This window comes from Nonomuraea sp. GTA35 (assembly GCF_041950525.1).
Classification (GTDB): Bacteria; Actinomycetota; Actinomycetes; order Streptosporangiales; family Streptosporangiaceae; genus Nonomuraea.
This window is the reverse complement of record NZ_JBGNUV010000004.1, coordinates 35,030-52,103: the sequence shown is the minus strand read 5'-3', so window position 1 is coordinate 52,103 and position 17,074 is coordinate 35,030. Positions and strand designations below refer to the sequence as shown.

The 17,074-nt window shown below is 71.0% G+C and carries 14 protein-coding genes; 11 read left to right on the top strand and 3 right to left on the bottom strand.

Going from position 1 to position 17,074, the window contains the following annotated elements:
- Position 1: 1 nt before the first annotated feature.
- The 3 genes from speB to ACBJ32_RS18645 are packed head-to-tail and all read left to right on the top strand — an operon-like array spanning position 2 to position 3,050.
- Positions 2-934, top strand: a complete 933-nt coding sequence (gene speB / locus ACBJ32_RS18655) for an agmatinase (protein WP_357875389.1) — start codon at positions 2-4, stop codon at positions 932-934.
- Positions 931-2,436, top strand: coding sequence for a purine-cytosine permease family protein (locus ACBJ32_RS18650; RefSeq protein ID WP_375127810.1), 1,506 nt, complete (start codon positions 931-933; stop codon positions 2,434-2,436). Before speB ends, ACBJ32_RS18650 begins: the two co-directional genes overlap by 4 nt.
- The gene (locus ACBJ32_RS18645; RefSeq protein WP_375128454.1) at positions 2,436-3,050 is read left to right on the top strand and encodes a cyclase family protein; all 615 of its coding nucleotides are present in this window, start codon (positions 2,436-2,438) and stop codon (positions 3,048-3,050) included. The genes ACBJ32_RS18650 and ACBJ32_RS18645 overlap by 1 nt, the downstream gene beginning before the upstream one ends.
- Here ACBJ32_RS18645 and ACBJ32_RS18640 read toward each other — a convergent pair.
- Positions 3,047-3,541, bottom strand: a complete 495-nt coding sequence (locus ACBJ32_RS18640) for an Lrp/AsnC family transcriptional regulator (protein WP_375127809.1) — start codon at positions 3,539-3,541, stop codon at positions 3,047-3,049. The genes ACBJ32_RS18645 and ACBJ32_RS18640 overlap by 4 nt on opposite strands.
- Before the next feature lie 202 nt (positions 3,542-3,743).
- Here ACBJ32_RS18640 and ACBJ32_RS18635 point away from each other — a divergent pair, with 202 nt between their 5' ends.
- From ACBJ32_RS18635 to ACBJ32_RS18600, 8 genes are all read left to right on the top strand, one after another.
- A complete protein-coding gene (locus ACBJ32_RS18635) occupies positions 3,744-5,177 on the top strand; it encodes a gamma-aminobutyraldehyde dehydrogenase (protein WP_357875383.1) in 1,434 nt (477 codons plus the stop codon).
- A 21-nt stretch (positions 5,178-5,198) separates the two neighbouring features.
- Complete coding sequence (locus tag ACBJ32_RS18630) at positions 5,199-6,266, top strand: ABC transporter ATP-binding protein (RefSeq protein ID WP_375127808.1); 1,068 nt, start codon at positions 5,199-5,201, stop codon at positions 6,264-6,266.
- 21 nt (positions 6,267-6,287) lie between these two features.
- On the top strand, positions 6,288-7,490 hold the full coding sequence (locus ACBJ32_RS18625; RefSeq protein WP_375127807.1) for a spermidine/putrescine ABC transporter substrate-binding protein: 1,203 nt from the start codon (positions 6,288-6,290) through the stop codon (positions 7,488-7,490).
- 3 nt (positions 7,491-7,493) lie between these two features.
- Positions 7,494-8,345, top strand: a complete 852-nt coding sequence (locus ACBJ32_RS18620) for an ABC transporter permease (RefSeq protein WP_375127806.1) — start codon at positions 7,494-7,496, stop codon at positions 8,343-8,345.
- Entirely contained in the window at positions 8,342-9,127 is a 786-nt protein-coding gene (locus tag ACBJ32_RS18615) for an ABC transporter permease (RefSeq protein WP_375127805.1), read from the top strand. Before ACBJ32_RS18620 ends, ACBJ32_RS18615 begins: the two co-directional genes overlap by 4 nt.
- A gap of 160 nt (positions 9,128-9,287) precedes the next feature.
- Complete coding sequence (locus ACBJ32_RS18610; RefSeq protein ID WP_357875373.1) at positions 9,288-10,682, top strand: FAD-dependent oxidoreductase; 1,395 nt, start codon at positions 9,288-9,290, stop codon at positions 10,680-10,682.
- Positions 10,683-10,692: 10 nt separating this feature from the next.
- The gene (locus ACBJ32_RS18605) at positions 10,693-11,550 is read left to right on the top strand and encodes an alpha/beta hydrolase (RefSeq protein ID WP_375127804.1); all 858 of its coding nucleotides are present in this window, start codon (positions 10,693-10,695) and stop codon (positions 11,548-11,550) included.
- A gap of 113 nt (positions 11,551-11,663) precedes the next feature.
- The gene (locus tag ACBJ32_RS18600) at positions 11,664-12,572 is read left to right on the top strand and encodes a serine hydrolase (protein WP_375127803.1); all 909 of its coding nucleotides are present in this window, start codon (positions 11,664-11,666) and stop codon (positions 12,570-12,572) included.
- 1 nt (position 12,573) lies between these two features.
- On the opposite strand, the gene ACBJ32_RS18595 is transcribed toward ACBJ32_RS18600, so the two are convergent.
- Positions 12,574-14,082 (bottom strand): MFS transporter, encoded by a 1,509-nt coding sequence (locus ACBJ32_RS18595; protein ID WP_375127802.1) that lies wholly within the window; start codon positions 14,080-14,082, stop codon positions 12,574-12,576.
- Between the two features lie 35 nt (positions 14,083-14,117).
- Positions 14,118-17,072 carry a BTAD domain-containing putative transcriptional regulator gene (locus ACBJ32_RS18590; RefSeq protein ID WP_375127801.1) on the bottom strand — a complete coding sequence of 985 codons (2,955 nt, stop codon included), beginning with the start codon at positions 17,070-17,072 and terminating at the stop codon, positions 14,118-14,120.
- Positions 17,073-17,074: the final 2 nt, after the last annotated feature.

The following is a 17,074-nucleotide window of genomic DNA, read 5'->3' as shown; positions in this document are numbered from 1 at the left end:
CATGAACCTCGGTCCCGTCGACTCCAGCAAGGTCCCGCGCTTCGCGGGCCCCGCCACCTTCGCCCGCCTGCCCCGCCTGGACCAGGTGGAGCGGGCGGACGTGGCGGTGGTGGGCGTGCCCTTCGACACCGGCGTCTCCTACCGGCCCGGTGCCCGGTTCGGCCCCGCCGCCGTACGGGAGGCGTCCCGGCTGCTGCGGCCCTACCACCCCGGCCTCGACGTGTCCCCGTTCGAGCGGGTGCAGGTCGCCGACGCCGGGGACATCGCGGTCAACCCGTTCGACATCGGCGCCGCCATCGAGACCATCGAGGGCGCGGCCGACGATCTCGACGCCAGGCTCGTCACCATCGGCGGCGACCACACGATCGCGCTGCCGCTGCTGCGCTCGGCGGCCAGGAAGCACGGCCCCGTGGCGCTGGTGCACTTCGACGCGCACCTCGACACCTGGGACACCTACTTCGGGGCCGAGTACACGCACGGCACCCCCTTCCGCCGGGCCGTCGAGGAGGGCGTCCTCGACACCGAGGCGCTCAGCCACGTCGGGATCAGGGGCTCCCTCTACGGCAAGAAGGACCTGGAGGAGGACCGGCGGCTCGGGTTCGGCATCGTGACCGCGGCCGACGTGCTGCGGCGCGGGCTGGACGAGGTGATCGACCTGCTGCGGCAGCGGGTCGGCGACCGCCCGCTGTACCTGTCCGTCGACATCGACGTGCTCGACCCCGCGCACGCCCCCGGCACGGGCACCCCCGAGGCCGGCGGGCTCACCAGCCGCGAGCTGCTGGAGATCCTGCGCGGCCTGGCCGGGCTGAACCTGATCGGGGCCGACGTGGTCGAGGTGGCCCCGGCCTACGACCACGCGGAGATCACCTCGATCGCCGCCTCCCACGTGGCCTACGACCTCGTCAGCCTGCTGGCGCTCCAGGAGAAGACATGAGCAGCGGCTCCCTCACCGAGATCGAGACCTACGGCGTCGAGCGCATCCCCGACGCCGACCGCAACGCCCGCCCCGTCGACCTGTTCAGGGTCGCCTTCGGCGGCGCCAACACGTTCGCGACGTGCGTGCTCGGCGCCTTTCCCATCCTGTTCGGCCTGTCGTTCTGGCACGGCCTGGCCGCCACCGTGCTCGGGCTGGTGGCGGGGGCGCTGATCCTGGCGCCGCTGTCGCTGTTCGGGCCGCTCAACGGCACCAACAACGCCGTCTCCTCCTCCGCGCACCTGGGCGTGCACGGCCGGATCGTGGGCTCGTTCCTGTCGCTGCTGACCGCGATCGCGTTCTTCTCGATCTCGGTGTGGTCGTCGGGAGACGCGCTCGTGGGCGGCGCCCACCGGCTGGTGGGGCTGCCGGACACCGACCTGTCGTACGGGGTCGCGTACGGGATCTTCGCCGTCCTCGTGCTGGTGGTCTGCGTGTACGGCTTCCGGTTCATGCTGTTCGTGAACAAGATCGCGGTCGCGGCGGCGTCGCTGCTGTTCGTGCTGGGCGTGTTCGCCTTCGCCGGCGACTTCGACCCGTCGTACGCCGGCGCCGTGCAGCCGGGCGACGCCCTGTTCTGGCCCTCGTTCATCGGCGCGGCCCTGATCGTGCTGTCGAACCCGGTCTCCTTCGGCGCCTTCCTGGGCGACTGGTCCCGCTACATCCCGGCGAGCACCCCGCGCGGGCGGGTGATGGCGGCGGCGTTCCTGTCGCAGCTCGCCACCATCCTGCCGTTCTTCTTCGGCCTGGCCACCGCCTCGATCATCGCCACCAAGGCCGCCGAGTACGTGGATCCCGCCGCCCCCAACTACGTCGGCGGCCTGCTGGCGGTCTCGCCCGGCTGGTACTTCGTGCCCGTCTGCCTCATCGCCCTGATCGGCGGCATGTCCACCGGCACGACCTCGCTGTACGGCACCGGCCTCGACTTCTCCAGCGTCTTCCCGCGCTTCTCCCGGGTCCAGGCCACGGTGTTCATCGGCACGCTGTCGATCGTGTTCATCTTCATCGGGCGTTTCGCGGCGAACCTCACGCAGAGCATCTCCACGTTCGCCACACTGATCATCACGTGCACGGCACCCTGGATGGTGATCATGATGCTCGGCTACGTGACGCGGCGCGGCTGGTACGACCCGGAGGCGCTGCAGGTGTTCAACCGGCGCCAGCGCGGCGGCCGTTACTGGTTCGCGCACGGCTGGAACTGGCGCGGGCTCGGCGCCTGGCTCGTCTCCGCCGGGCTGGCGCTGATGTTCGTCAACCTGCCGGGGCAGTTCGTCGGGCCGCTGGGGGGCCTGGCCGGCGGGATCGACATCTCGCTCCCGGTCGGGCTGGCCGTGGCCGGGCTGCTCTACCTGGTGCTGCTGGCGCTCTTCCCCGAGCCACGCGAGGTCTACGGGCCCGAGGGGCCGCGCCTGGTCCGCTCGGCCGACACGCCCGTCCTGCCGATCGTGGAGCCGGTGACGTGATGGAGCTGATCGACCTGTCGGCGCCGATCGAGACCGGGATGCCCGTCTACCCGGGCGACCCCGAGGTCTCGGTCGGCCCCGCCCTCACCGTGGCCCGCGACGGCGTGAACGTGCTGGGCCTGCACCTGGGCTCCCACTCGGGCACCCACGTGGACGCGCCCTTCCACCTCGACGACGCGCTGCCCACGCTGGACGAGCTGCCCCTGGAGCGCTTCCACGGGCCCGCCGTCGTGGTGGACGCCCGGGGGCGGGCGCCGCGCTCGCCGATCGGGGCCGAGCTGTTCGGGCACGTGAGCGCGGGGGTGATCGTGCTGGTGGCCACCGGGTGGCCGTTCGGCAGCCGGGACCACCCCTTCCTCAGCGCGGAGGCCGCCGCGCTGCTGGTCGAGCGGGGCGTGCGCACGGTGGGCATCGACGCGCTGAGCGTGGACCCGACGCCCGCCGACGACTTTCCCGCGCACGAGGCGCTGCTGCGCGCGCACGCGGTCATCGCGGAGAACCTGGTGGGGCTCGATCGATTGCCGGGAGACCGGCCGGTCGAGGTGTCGATGTTCCCGCTGCGGATCGCCGGAGGTGACGGCTCGCCCGTGCGGGCGGTCGCCCGGATCGGCTAGCGGGTGCCCCAGGAGTAGGTCTGCTTGCGCAGCTTGAGGTAGACGAACGACTCGGTGGCCCGGACGGCGGGGATGGCGCGGATCTTGCTGAGGATCTCCAGCAGGTGCCCGTCACCCTCGCAGACCACCTCGACGATCACGTCGAAGGAGCCGGCCGTGAGCACGACGTAGTCGATCTCCTCGATGCCGGCCAGCTCGTCGGCCACCTTCTCCAGGTCGCCCTCGCAGTTGACGCCGATCATGGCCTGCCGGGGGAAACCGAGCGTGAGCGGGTCGGTGACCGCGACGATCTGCATGACGCCGGCGTCCTGGAGCCGCTGCACGCGCTGGCGTACCGCGGCCTCGGAGAGGCCGACCGCCTTCCCGATCGCCGCGTACGGCTTGCGCCCGTCGGCCTGGAGCTGCTCGATGATCTGCTTGGACAGGTCGTCGAGGACCACCGGGCCGCTGGAGCCTGCGCTGTTTCGGCGTACGCGGGGCGGCGTCGTCATCGATCGGATTCCTCCTAGCGGTCCGGCGTTACGGGGACGTTCCCGCCGGGTTGCCGTCCTGGTGCGACATGTTGTCAGTTCTTCGCGGTCTGTCAAGCGAATTCGTAGCAATTTGATATCTTCACCACGAAATCCCTTGTCGTGATGCATCTGCTCTGTCAGAGTCGCGGCATCTCAGCCACCTCACGAGGAGGTCATCACCTTGACCACCCGTCTGCAGAACTACATCAACGGTGAGTTCGTGGACGCCAAGAGCGGCCGATTCTCCGACATCATCGATCCGTGCACGGGTGAGGCCTATGTCCAGGCTCCCGTCTCGGGTCAGGAGGACATCGACGCCGCCTTCGCCGCCGCGGCCGCCGCGTTCGAGTCGTGGGGCAGGACCACCCCGGGCGAGCGGGCGAACCTGCTGCTCAAGGTCGCCGACGCGATCGACGCCCGGGCCGATGAGATCAACGAGGCCGAGTGCCGCAACACCGGCAAGCCCCGCGCCCGCATGGCCGAGGACGAGACGCCGGTCGCCGCCGACCACTTCCGCTTCTTCGCGGGCGCGGCGCGCACGCTGGAGGGCCCCACGGCCGGCGAGTTCCTGGCCGAGCACACCAGCGTCATCAGGCACGAGCCGATCGGCGTGGTCGGCCAGGTGACGCCGTGGAACTACCCGATGATGATGGCGGTCTGGAAGATCGCCCCCGCGCTGGCGGCCGGCAACACGATCGTGCTCAAGCCGTCCGACACCACCCCGGTCTCCACGCTGAAGCTGGCCGAGATCCTCGGCGAGGTGCTGCCGCCCGGCGTCTTCAACGTCGTCACCGGCGACCGCGAGAGCGGCGCCATGGTGGTCAGCCACCCGACCGCCGCCATGGTGGCCATCACCGGCTCGGTCGGCGCGGGCATGTCGGTGGCCAAGAGCGCCGCCGACGACCTCAAGCGCGTGCACCTGGAGCTCGGCGGCAAGGCGCCGGTCGTGGTCTTCGAGGACGTCAAGGACCTGCGCAAGGCCGCCGGCGACATCGCCACCGCCGGCCTCTACAACGCCGGCCAGGACTGCACGGCCGCCTGCCGGGTGCTGGTGCACGAGAGCGTGCACGACGAGTTCGTGGCCGCGCTCACCGAGGCCGCCGCCGGCACCGTCACCGGCGACCTGGGCAACGAGGACGCCCTCTACGGCCCGCTCAACAACGAGAACCAGCTCGCCAGGGTCCAGGGCTTCATCGACCGGGTCCCCGCGCACGCCAAGGTCCTCACGGGCGGTCACCGCGTCGGCGACAAGGGCTACTTCTTCGCCCCGACCGTCGTGGACGGGCTGCGCCAGGACGACGAGATGGTGCAGAACGAGGTCTTCGGCCCCGTGATCACCGTCCAGACCTTCACCGACGAGGCCGACGCCCTGGCCAAGGCCAACGACGTGAAGTACGGACTGAGCGGCTCGGTCTGGACCTCCGACCACGGCCGCGCGATGCGCATGTCGAACCGGCTCGACTTCGGCGTGGTCTGGGTCAACACGCACATCCCGTTCGTCTCGGAGATGCCGCACGGCGGCTTCAAGCACTCCGGGTACGGCAAGGACCTGTCGGTGTTCGGTCTGCACGACTACACCCGGGTCAAGCACGTCATGCACTACATCGGCGAATAGCGGCAAGGAACGAACCTGGAAATGACCGGGCTGAGTGCGATTGAGCTTGCGGACGTCGTCAAGGAGTATCACTCGCATGGCGAGGTCGTCCAGGCAGTCAAAGGCGTGACGCTGGGCATCGAGGAGGGGGAGTTCTTCTCCCTCCTCGGCCCGTCCGGCTGCGGCAAGACCACGACCATGAGGATGATCGCGGGCTTCGAGGCGCCGACGAAGGGCCTGGTGAAGCTCTACGGCCAGGACGTCACGAACGTTCCCCCCAACAAGCGCGACGTCAACATGGTCTTCCAGTCCTACGCGCTCTTCCCGCACATGAGCGTCTGGGACAACGTGGCGTTCGGGCTCAAGCAGCGCAGGACGCCGAAGGCGGAGATCGACCGGCGGGTCGGCGAGATGCTGGAGATCGTCGACCTCGCCGACCGGGGCAAGCGCATGCCGCGCCAGCTCTCCGGCGGCCAGCAGCAGCGCGTGGCCCTGGCCAGGGCCCTGGTCAACCGGCCGCGCGCGCTGCTGCTCGACGAGCCGCTCGGCGCGCTCGACCTCAAGCTGCGCCAGGCCATGCAGGTCGAGCTCAAGCGCATCCAGCGCGAGGTCGGCATCACGTTCGTGTACGTCACGCACGACCAGAGCGAGGCGCTGACCATGAGCGACCGCATCGCCGTCATGAAGGACGGCGTGGTCGAGCAGCTCGCCGGCCCGCGCGAGATCTACGAGCGGCCCGCCACGGCCTTCGTGGCCGGCTTCATCGGCACCTCCAACCTGCTCGCCGGCGCCGCGACCGGCGGCGAGTTGAAGGTCGGCGGCGGCAAGGTGCTGGTGCCCGGCCACGACGGCGACGTGACGGTGACCGTGCGGCCCGAGAAGATCACCATCGGCACGGAGGAGCCCGCGCAGGAGCTGAGCGCCGTGCAGGGCACCGTGGCCGAAGTGGTGTATCTCGGCACGTATAACAGCTATGCGGTGAGCCTCGCTGACGGGGCCGAGATCACCGTGTTTCAGCAGAACGCGCATGACGCGACGGCCACGGCGGAGCGGGGCGACTCCGTCTGGCTGTCGTGGCAGGCGCAGCACTCGTACGTGATTGGAAGTTGATTGCACCCCATGAACCCCTTCATGCGTGGAATGACGCAGCCCCGCACCCGTCGTGACGTCTTCCGCCTGGCGGGTTTCTCCGCCGCCGGGCTCGCCCTGGCCGCCTGCGGCGTGCAGGGGCAGAAGGCGGCACCCCCGAAGGCCGACGCCGTGGCCGACTACTGGGCCAAGCAGAAGAAGAACGGCAAGGTCGTCTTCGCCAACTGGCCCGAGTACATGCCGGAGGACAAGGGCCCGCTGGAGAAGTTCAAGCAGGACACCGGCATCGCGTACGAGTACAAGGAGGTCATCCAGGAGAACGCCGAGTTCTTCGGCAAGGCCGACCCCGTGCTGCGCGCCGGGCAGTCGCTGGGCTACGACATCGTCGTCATGACGAACGGCATCCAGCTCCAGCACATGATCGAGCTGGGCTACGCGGTGCCGCTCGACCACGCCAAGCTGCCGAACTTCCAGGCCAACGCCGGCCAGAAGTACAAGGAGCGCTCGTACGACCCGGGTAACAAGTACACGGTGCCGTACACCTCCGGGGTGACCGGCATCGCCTACAACACCAAGTACGTCAAGGACGAGATCACCAGCATCGAGTCGCTGTTCGACCCCAAGTACAAGGGGCGGGTCGGCATGATGGCCGACGCCCAGGAGATCGCCAACTTCGGCATGATCGCGCTGGGCATCGACCCGGAGAAGTCCACCGAGGCGGACTGGAACAAGGCCGGCGAGAAGCTGAAGGCGCAGCGCGACGCCGGAATTGTGCGGAAATATTATGATCAGTCGTATATCGACGCCGTGTCGAAGGGCGACGTCTGGCTGACCATGGCCTGGTCCGGCGACGTGTTCCAGCGGCAGCTCGCCGGCGAGCCGGTGAAGTTCGTCGTGCCGGCCGAGGGCGGCACGATCTGGACCGACAACATGCTCATCCCCAAGGGCGCGGCCAACCCGGTGGACGCCCTCATGCTGATGGACTACCTCTACCAGCCGGCCGTGGCCGCAGAGCTGGACGAGTACATCCAGTACGTCACCCCGGTCCCCGCCGTGCAGGACCTGCTGCGCGAGAAGGCCAGGACGGCCAAGGGCGAGGACAAGAAGGCGCTGGAGGACATGGTCAACAGCGCGCTCATGTTCCCCTCCGAGGCCGACTACGCCAAGCTGCGCAACTACACCCAGCTCACCACCCAGCAGGAGCAGGTGTTCAACCCGATCTTCCAGTCCATCACCCAGGCGTAACCGATGCGGCGGCTCACCCCCTACCTGCTCGCGCTGCCGAGCTGGATGTGGCTGGCGATCTTCCTGGTCGTGCCCATGGTCGCGATGGCGTCGGTGTCGCTGCAGACCGGCAACGCCATCGACGGCTTCGCCATGACGTTCAGCTTCTCCAACTACGCGGACGCCATCGGCCGCTACAGTACGCAGCTCGTCCGGTCGCTGCTCTACGGCGGGCTCGCCACCGTGGCCATGCTGGTGATCGGGTACCCGGTGGCGTACTTCATCGCCTTCAAGGCCGGCGCCCGCAAGTCGACGTACCTGTTCCTGCTCCTGCTGCCGTTCTTCGTCTCGTTCGTGTTGCGCACGATCTCGTGGAACTTCCTGCTGTCGGACAACGGCATCCTGTTCGGCACGCTGAAGGGCTGGGGGCTGCTGCCCGCGGACTTCCACGTGCTGGCCACGACGTTCGCGGTGGTGGGCGGGCTGACCTACAACTTCCTGCCGTTCATGATCCTGCCGATCTACGTGGCGCTGGAGCGGGTGGACCCGCGGGTGGTGGAGGCGGCCCAGGACCTGTACGCGACGCGGGCGGCGGCCTTCCGGCGGGTGGTGCTGCCGCTGTCGCTGCCGGGGGTGTTCGCCGGGGTGCTGATGACGTTCGTGCCCGCCACGGCCGACCCGATCAACGCGGCCATCCTCGGCGGCACCTCGAACACGATGATCGGCAACATCATCCAGACCGAGTACCTGACCAACCTCGACTACCCGACCGCCTCGGCGCTGTCGTTCACGCTGATGGCGGTGCTGCTGGTGGGCATCTTCGCCTACGCGCGGGCGCTCGGGACCGAGAACGTGCTCGAGGCGGCGGCCCGATGAGGGGCGCGCGGGCCGGCGACCGGCTGCTGCACCTCTACACCTGGCTGATCATCGTCTGGCTGTCGTCGCCGATCGCCGTGATGATCCTGTTCGGGTTCAACGACAAGCAGAGCAAGTCCAACACCACCTGGCAGGGCTTCACCCTGCGCTGGTACGCCGAGCTGTTCGACATCTCCGACCTCACCGACGCGCTGTACAACTCGCTGGTGATCGCCCTGGTCAGCACGATCATCACGGTCGTGATCGGCACCATGCTCGGCCTCGCGCTCGGCCGGCACCGCTTCCGCGGCCAGGGAGCGACGAACTTCCTCGTCTTCGCCGCCATCTCGACACCCGAGCTGGTCATGGGGGCGTCGCTGCTGTCGCTGTTCGTCTCCGGCAACGTGCCGCGCGACGCCGGCACGATCATCATCTCGCACGTGCTGTTCTCGCTGTCGTTCGTGGTGGTCACCGTGCGGGCGCGGGTCGTCACCCTGGACCCCTCCCTGGAGGAGGCCGCCAGGGACCTGGGCGCCACGGCCTGGGGCACCTTCCGGCAGGTGACGCTGCCGGCGATCCTGCCGGGCGTGCTGGCGGGCGGCATGCTGGCCTTCGCGCTGTCCATCGACGACTACGTGGTGACCAGTTTCGTCAACGGCTCGACCGTCACCTTCCCGCTGTGGATCGTCGGCGCGGTGAAGACCGGCATCCCGCCGCAGGTCAACGTCATGGGTACGCTGATCTTCTGCATCGGGGTGCTGATCGCCGTCGGCAACGCGGTCGCGGCGCGCCGCCGTAGCTGAGAACATTCTTCCGGATTCCCCTCCGCAGGTCGCGGAGGGGTTTTCACCTTGGCCAAGAACAGGGAGGCGAGATCGGATTCCGGCGGGGGGAACCCGCGCGTGACACCTCATTGGTCCCGCAATTTTCAAGACTCAGACTTTCGTAAGGGAAGTGGGATTTGTGGATCCGCTGAAGGCGCTGGCTGATGCGGAGCGCAAGCCGTACTGGCTGGACAGCCCGGCCAGACCCGAGCCGCAACCGCGGCTCTTCGGACACACCACCGCCGACCTGGTCGTCGTCGGCGGCGGCTTCTCGGGGCTCTGGACGGCCCTGATGGCCAAGGAGCGCGACCCCTCGCTGGACGTCGTCCTGATCGAGGGCCGCAGGATCGGCTGGGCGGCCACCGGCCGCAACGGCGGGTTCTGCATGGCGACCCTCACCCACGGCCTGGCCAACGGGCTGGAGCGGTGGCCTGAGGAGATCGACCGGCTCGAACGCATGGGGGTCGAGAACCTCGACGAGATCGAGCGCACGCTGGAGCGCTACGGCGTCGACTGCTCCTTCGAACGCACCGGCGAGCTGCACGTGGCCACCGAGGAGTGGCAGCTCGACGGCCTCAACGAGCACCTCGACCTGATCTCCGATCTCGGCCTCGACTATCTGCCGCTGGACCAGGAGCAGGTGCGGGCAGAGGTGAACTCGCCGACCTACCTGGGCGGGCTCTGGGAGCGCAGCGGCTGCGCCATGCTCGACCCGGCGCGGCTGGTGTGGGGGCTGCGGGACGCGTGCCTGCGGCTCGGCGTACGCGTCCACGAGCGCACCCCGGTCCGCTCGATGGCCGACGACGGCACGACGATCACCTTGCGCACGCCGCACGGCACGGTGGGCGCGCGCCAGGTGGCGCTGGGCACCGGGGTGTTCCCGCCGCTGCTGCGGCGGCTGAAGCACTTCGTGGTCCCGGTGTACGACTACGTGCTGATGACCGAGCCCCTGACCGCGGCCCAGCTCGACTCCGTGGGCTGGCGCAACAGGCAGGGCGTGGGCGACTCGGGCAACCAGTTCCACTACTACCGGCTGACCGACGACAACCGGATCCTGTGGGGCGGCTACGACGCCGTCTACTACAACGGGGGCCTGGTCAAGCCGGAGTACGACCAGCGCGACGAGACGTTCGTCAAGCTCGCGCGGCACTTCTACGACACCTTCCCGCAGCTGGACGGGGTGCGGTTCACCCACAGGTGGGGCGGCGTGATCGACACGTGCAGCCGGTTCAGCGCCTTCTACGGGCAGGCGCACGGCGGCCGGCTGGTCTACGCCGCCGGCTACACCGGCATGGGCGTCGGCGCCACCCGGTTCGGCGCGAACGTCATGCTGGACCTGCTGTCGGGCAAGCCCACCGACCGCACCGAGCTGCGCATGGTGAAGGAGAAGCCGATGCCGTTCCCGCCCGAGCCGGTGCGGTCGGGGGTCATCCAGTTCACCCGCTGGTCGATCGCCCAGGCCGACCAGCACCAGGGCAGGCGCAACCTGTGGCTGCGCGCGCTCGACCGGATGGGGCTCGGGTTCGACTCGTAGCCTGGTGTCCATGAGAGTGGAATTCGTTGTGGACGGTCTTACGCTGGCCGGCGACCTGCGGGTGCCGGACGGCGTGGGGCCGTGGCCGGGGCTGGTGTTCACCGGGCCGTTCACCGGAGTGCGTGACCAGGTCACGGGCCTGTACGCGGTCCGGCTGGCCGAGCGGGGGTATGCCACGCTGGCCTTCGACCACCGCAACTGGGGCGAGTCCGAGGGGCTGCCGCGCCGCCACGAGGACCCGCAGGGCAAGCTGCACGACCTGCGGGCCGCGGTGTCGTTCCTGCGGTCGCGGCCCGAGGTGGACCGTGAGCGGATCGGGGCGGTCGGGATCTGCCTCGGCGGGGGATACGCGCTCAAGTTCGCCGCCTTCGACCCCCGGGTGAAGGTGTTCGCGGGGATCGCCGGGGCGTACAACAACCCCTACGCGATGCGCGGCGCGGACCTCGCGCCCTATCTGGACGTGCTGGAGCGGCAGGACCTGGGCGGGCCCGTCGAGTACCTGCCCGCGGTCGCCGGGCAGGGCGAGGCCGCGATGCCCGGCGACGAGCCGTACGCGTACTACGGCGGCGAGCGCGGCGCGTCCCCGCACTGGTCGAACGAGGTGACCAGGGCCAGCGTGCTGGAGCTGCTCACCATGGACAACATGACGGGCAGCGACTTCCTGTCGCCGAAGCCGGCGCTGCTCGTGCACGGGGTCGTGGACCGGTTCTGCACGCCCGAGGGGGCGGAGGAGGTGTTCAGGCGGCTCGACCAGCCGAAGAAGATCGTCTGGGTGGACGCCAAGCAGCACATCGACCTCTACGACCGCGAGCCGTACGTCACTCAGGCCGTGGACGCGACCGCCGATTTCCTGGGCGAGCACCTCTGAGCCGGGCAAGGTAGTGCTGAAGGTCTCGCCAGGAAACCGCCTGGCGGGATGGGCGGGCCCGCCGGGCAGGGCATCATCCGTACGACCCCCGACGAGATCACGGGGGTTCGCGCGTGCGTGGGAAGTGGATGGCCTGGCTCGGGCTGGCGGTCGCGGCCGGTTGCGGGGCCGGGAAGGCGCCGGTCGTGCCCGCCGCGGTGGAGGCGCCGGTCAAGGTCGCACGCTGTGTCTTGAAATTTCGTGACATCCGGGCGGGCAAGGCCGCCCGGGCGCGGCTCGAACGCGACCTCGCCCAGTACGTGCGCGGCCGGCCGGGCCGGATCGTCTACGGCGCGCTGGACCTGGTGACCGGGGTCCGGCTGGGGCAGGGGGAGCACGAGCACGACATGATCACCGCCAGCGGCGCCAAGGTGGACATCCTCGCCGCGCTGCTGGCCGGCCGCGACTCCCGCCTTGACGAGGGCGAGCGGGACCTGGCCACCCGCATGATCAGGGAGAGCGACAACAGCGCCGCCGACGCGTTGTGGTCGCGGGTCGGCGGCGGCGGGGCCATGAGCGACTTCTACCGCCGGATCGGGCTCAAGGAGACCACGCCGGGGCCGAGCAAGTACTGGGGCGGCACCAACACCAGCCCCGCCGACCGCATCCGCCTGATGAAGGTGCTCGTCCAGGGGGGCAAGGGGCTGACCGCAGGCGACCGGGGGATGGTGCTCGGGCTGATGGAGCGGGTGCAGAAGGACCAGGCGTGGGGTGTCAGCGCCGCCGCCAGGCCAGGGGATCGGGTGGCGCTGAAGAACGGGTGGACGCCGCGGCCGTTCATCCACCACACGTGGGCGGTGACCAGCTACGGCCGCGTCGTGGGGCCGGGGCGGGACCTGCTGCTGTCGGTGCAGACCGACCGGCAGCCGGGCGAGGGGACGGGCATCCAGACCATCGAGGGCATCGCCCGGATGATCGGCCACCGCCTCGACGACCTGTCCCCGACGAGGACCCGCCCCTGCCCGACGAACCCCATCGCGTGAGCTAGTGCGCGCCGGACAGCACCTCCTCCGGGATGACCTTCGGCACGCCGCGCAGGCCCACCAGGGCGAGCACCGCCACCACGGCCAGCAGGCTCGCCGTGACGAGCGAGGTGAGGTGCACGCCCTGGACGAAGGCCGCCTGCGCCGCCCGTACGAGCTGGTCGGCCTGTCCGGCGGGCAGGGTGGCGGCCAGGTTCAGCGCTCCGGCGATCGACTCCCTGGCGGCCTCGGCCGGGACCCCGGCGGGCACGTCGAGGCCGGCCCGGTAGGCGCTGGTCAGCACCGTGCCCAGGATCGCGATGCCGAGCGCGCCGCCCAGCTCGAACGCGGTCTCCGACACCGCGGCGGCGGCCCCCGCACGCTGCCGCGGCGCCGTGGCCAGCACGTTGTCGTTGTTGACGGTGAAGGCGAACCCGACGCCCATGCCGCCGATCACCATGACCGGCAGCAGCGTCAGGTAGTTCAGCTCGGTGCCGAGCGTGGCGTAGTAGAGGAACGAGCCCGCGTTCATGGCCAGGCCCAGCGCGACCACGCCGTTCCTGCCCAGGGGCCGGATGAGCCTGGCGGCCAGCACGCCGCCCACCGCGCCGCTCAGCCCGCCGGGGAGCTGGGCGAGCCCCGCCTGCAGCGGCGACCAGCCGAGCACGAGCTGCAGGTACCAGGCGAACATCAGCATCATGGCCGACATGGCGAAGATCGCCAGCAGGTTCGTCAGGATCGAGGCGGTGAACGCGCGGCGCGCGAAGAGCCGCACGTCGATGAGCGGCTCGGCGAGCCTGGCCTGCCGCCACACGAACAGCGCGAGCAGCGCGACCCCCGCCACGCCCGCCGCCACCACGTCCGCGTGCTCGACGCCCTTGTGCGCCGCCTCCTTGATCGCGTAGATGGCGGTCACGATGCCGGCGAACGACAGCACCACGCTGACCAGGTCGAGCCGGCCCGCGTGCGGGTTGCGCGACTCCGGCAGCACGAGGATGCCGCCGGCCAGCACCAGCGCCATGATCGGCACGTTGATCAGGAAGACCGAGCCCCACCAGAAGTGGTCGAGCAGCAGGCCCCCCACCACGGGGCCGACGGCGAAGCCCGCCGCGCTCATCCCGCTCCAGACGCCGATGGCCGCGGTGCGCTCGCCCGGCTCGGTGAACACGTTCCGGATGATCGACAACGTCGAGGGCATGATCGTGGCGCCGGCCACGCCCAGCAGCGCCCTGGCCGCGATCAGCAGCTCGGGGGTGGGCGCGTACGCGGTGACCACGGAGGCGGCGCCGAACGCGACGGCGCCGATCAGGAGCAGGCGCTTGCGGCCGATGCGGTCGCCGAGGTTGCCCATGGTGACGAGCAGGCCGGCCAGCGCGAAGCCGTACATGTCGCCGATCCACAGCAGCTGCGTGGAGGTCGCGCCGAGGTCGGCCACCAGCCGGGGCAGGGCCAGGTGCAGGACGGTGAGATCGAGGGAGAGCAGCAGCGTGGCCAGGCAGGCGATGGCCAGGCACGCCCATTTGTTCTTCATGCCGCACACTCTGGCCGGGGCGGCTGACGGCGGGCCTACCGTTCGCTGACCGAGCCGCTGAGCTGCGCCAGCGCGGTGTCGATGCGGCAGCGGGTGTCCTCGGTGCTGTACCAGTCGCCGGGGCACACCTCGCGGGCCTGGACCAGCAGGGCACGGGCCGCACCGGGATCGCCCTGCTCCATCTCGACCAGGCCCAGCCCGAGCAGGGCCCAGGCCAGGATCTCCATGGAGCCGTTGCGGCGCGACAGCTCGCACGCCTCCGCGTAGTCCGCCCGCGCGCCCCGCAGGTCGTTCAGGGCGATCCGCGCGTCACCGCGGCGGCACAGCCCCTCGGCGGTCTCCGTGGCCGCGCCCAGCTCGCGCGCCAGCGCCAGCGCCTCGTCGGCGAGCGCGTGCGCGCTGCGGTAGTCGCCCTGCCGCTGGCGCAGCGTCCCGAGCCCGGACAGCACCAGCACCATGCCCCACCGCTCCCCGATGGCCCTGAACCTGGTCAGGCTGATCTCGAAATACTCCAGCGCCTCCTCGGCCCGGCCGAGTATCTGCAGGACGAACGCGTGGCCGCAGCTGGCCAAGGCCCGCTTCCAGGGCGGCAGGTCACTGACCTGGTTCACGTAGAACTGCTGCATGGCGTCGAAGTCCTCCGGGGGCCCGGTGAACATCGACAGCAGCATCATCATGAACTCCACCCGCACCGGCAGGTAGTCGATCGGCAGCAGCCGCCGCACCTCGTCCAGCTGCGCGCGCAGCGACTCGTCCATGCCTCCGGCCCAGGCCACGATGAGCACGCACATGCCGTACTCCTCCTCCAGGCCGGGCAGGCGCGTCTCGCCCAGCGCGGCCAGCAGCGCGGCGGCCAGGTTCGCGCTCGCGGTGCGGTGGCCGCGCATCCACCAGTAGCAGGCGCTGTGGGCCAGCAGCCGCATGCCCAGCTCGAACTGCCGGGTCTCGGTCGCCCAGCGCACGGCCGCGTCGAGGTCGCCGCTCTCCTCGTCGAGCCTGGCCAGCCACTCCATCTGCGCGCTGGTACGCAGCAGCGGGTCGGCCGTCAGCAGCAGGTCGAGGTAGTAGCGGGCGTGCGCGTCGCGGATCGAGTCCCCTTCGCCCGACTCCTCCAGCCGTTCCGCGCAGAACGCCCGGATCGTCTCCAACATCCTGAACCGCCCGTCCGCGAACTCCACCAGCGACTTCTCCGCCAGCGAGAACAGCGCCTCCTCCGGCAGCCCGCACACCCGCTCGGCCACCTCCGGGCGCGCCCCCGCCACGAACGTACTCAGCCGCCTGGCCATCACCTGCTCGCTCTCGTCCAGCAGGTCCCAGCTCCACGCCACGACCGCGTGCAGCGTCTGATGCCGGGGCAGCGCCGTACGGCTGCCGCGGGTCAGCAGCCTGAACCGGTCGTCGAGCCGGGCCGCGACGTCGGCGATCGACAGCGTGCGCAGCCGCGCCGCCGCCAGCTCGATCGCCAGTGGCAGCCCGTCGAGGGCCCGGCAGATGCGTACGACGTGCTCGGCGTTGCCCGCGTCCACCGCGAAGCCGGGCCGAACGGCGGCGGCCCGGTCGGCGAACAGCCGCACCGAGGGATAGCCGAGTGGCTCGTCCGTCTCGGCGGGCGGCAGCCGCAGCGGCGTCACGGGCAGGATCGACTCGCCCGTGATGCCCAGCGCCTCCCGGCCGGTCACCAGCACGCGCAGGTCGGGGCAGGCGGCCAGCAGGTGGTCGGCCAGCTCGGCGGTGGCCGTCACGAGGTGCTCGCAGTTGTCCAGGATCAGCAGCAGCTCGCGGTCGGCCAGCGCGGCGACGAGCCTGGCCTCGGGGTCCAGGGTGGGCCGCTCGTGGATGTTCAGCAGGGCGTCGCGGACGCCGAGGGCGGCCAGCACGGCCTGCGGCACGCCGTCGCCGTCGGAGACGGGGGCCAGCGGCACGAAGCACACGTCACCCGGCTCCTGCGCGGCCGTCTCGATCGCCAGCCGCGTCTTGCCCGCGCCGCCGGGGCCGATCAGCGTGACCAGCCTGCTGTCCCGGAGCCTGGCCCCGACCTGCGCCAGCTCCTCGGCGCGGCCCACGAAGCTGGTGAGCTGGGCCCGCAGCCCCCGCCGCGCCGGCTGCCCTGCCGGACCCTGCGCCCCTGCCTCGGCCCCCGCTCCGGCCCCCGGTGCGGTCCCAGGCGCGGCCGGGTGCGCGGACTCGGGGGCCGCGGGATGCGTGCCGCCGAGCGTCGCCGGGTGCGTGCCGCCGCCGGGCGCGACCGGATGCGCGGTGCCGAGCGCGGGGTCGGCCCTGAGGACGGCCAGGTGGGCGGCGGCCAGCTCGGCGCCGGGCTCGATGCCCAGCTCCTCGTCCAGCAGCTTCCTGGTCTCCTCGTAGACGGTCAGCGCCTCCGCCTGCCGGCCGCTGCCGTACAGGGCGCGCATGAGCTGGGCGCGCAGCCGCTCGCGCAGCGGGTACGCGGCCGTGAGCTGGCTCAGCTCGGCCACCAGCTCCCGGTGCCTGCCGAGGTCGAGGTCCGCCTGCGCGCGGTCCTCCGTGGCGGCCAGCCGCAGCTCCTCCAGGGCCGCCGCGGCGGCCTCGGCGTGCGGGGCGTCCACGAGCGGTGCGCCCCGCCACAGCTCCAGCGCCTCGCGCAGCAGCGCCGCCGCCCGCTCGGGGTCGCCGCCGGCCAGCGCCTGCCGGCCCTCGGCCGTCAGCAGCTCGAACCTGCGCGCGTCCACGTCCCGCGGGTCGGCGACCAGCCGGTACCCGGCCGGGTGGAACTCCACCCGGTCCCGCCCCAGCGCCCGGCGCAGCCGGGACACCTGCGACTGCAGCGCGTTGGCCACGCCCTCGGGGGGACGGGGGCCGTACATGCCGTCCACGAGCTGCTCCGCGCCGACGATGCGGCCCGCGTGCAGCGCGAGCAGCGTCAGCAGGGCACGCACGCGGGGGCCGCCGAGCGTGACCGGATCGCCGTCCTCGCCCAGCACGTTGGTGGGCCCGAGGATCTGGAAGCGCATGT

Excerpts from the sequence above, each read along its gene's own strand:
- ACBJ32_RS18615 (WP_375127805.1), top strand. The coding sequence starts at position 8,342 with ATGAGGGGCGCGCGGGCCGGCGACCGGCTGCTGCACCTCTACACCTGG.
- ACBJ32_RS18645 (WP_375128454.1), top strand. The coding sequence starts at position 2,436 with ATGGAGCTGATCGACCTGTCGGCGCCGATCGAGACCGGGATGCCCGTC.
- ACBJ32_RS18595 (WP_375127802.1), bottom strand. The coding sequence starts at position 14,082 with ATGAAGAACAAATGGGCGTGCCTGGCCATCGCCTGCCTGGCCACGCTG.
- ACBJ32_RS18620 (WP_375127806.1), top strand. The coding sequence starts at position 7,494 with ATGCGGCGGCTCACCCCCTACCTGCTCGCGCTGCCGAGCTGGATGTGG.
- speB (WP_357875389.1), top strand. The coding sequence starts at position 2 with ATGAACCTCGGTCCCGTCGACTCCAGCAAGGTCCCGCGCTTCGCGGGC.
- ACBJ32_RS18605 (WP_375127804.1), top strand. The coding sequence starts at position 10,693 with ATGAGAGTGGAATTCGTTGTGGACGGTCTTACGCTGGCCGGCGACCTG.
- ACBJ32_RS18650 (WP_375127810.1), top strand. The coding sequence starts at position 931 with ATGAGCAGCGGCTCCCTCACCGAGATCGAGACCTACGGCGTCGAGCGC.
- ACBJ32_RS18640 (WP_375127809.1), bottom strand. The coding sequence starts at position 3,541 with ATGACGACGCCGCCCCGCGTACGCCGAAACAGCGCAGGCTCCAGCGGC.
- ACBJ32_RS18590 (WP_375127801.1), bottom strand. The coding sequence starts at position 17,072 with ATGCGCTTCCAGATCCTCGGGCCCACCAACGTGCTGGGCGAGGACGGC.
- ACBJ32_RS18625 (WP_375127807.1), top strand. The coding sequence starts at position 6,288 with ATGCGTGGAATGACGCAGCCCCGCACCCGTCGTGACGTCTTCCGCCTG.
- ACBJ32_RS18630 (WP_375127808.1), top strand. The coding sequence starts at position 5,199 with ATGACCGGGCTGAGTGCGATTGAGCTTGCGGACGTCGTCAAGGAGTAT.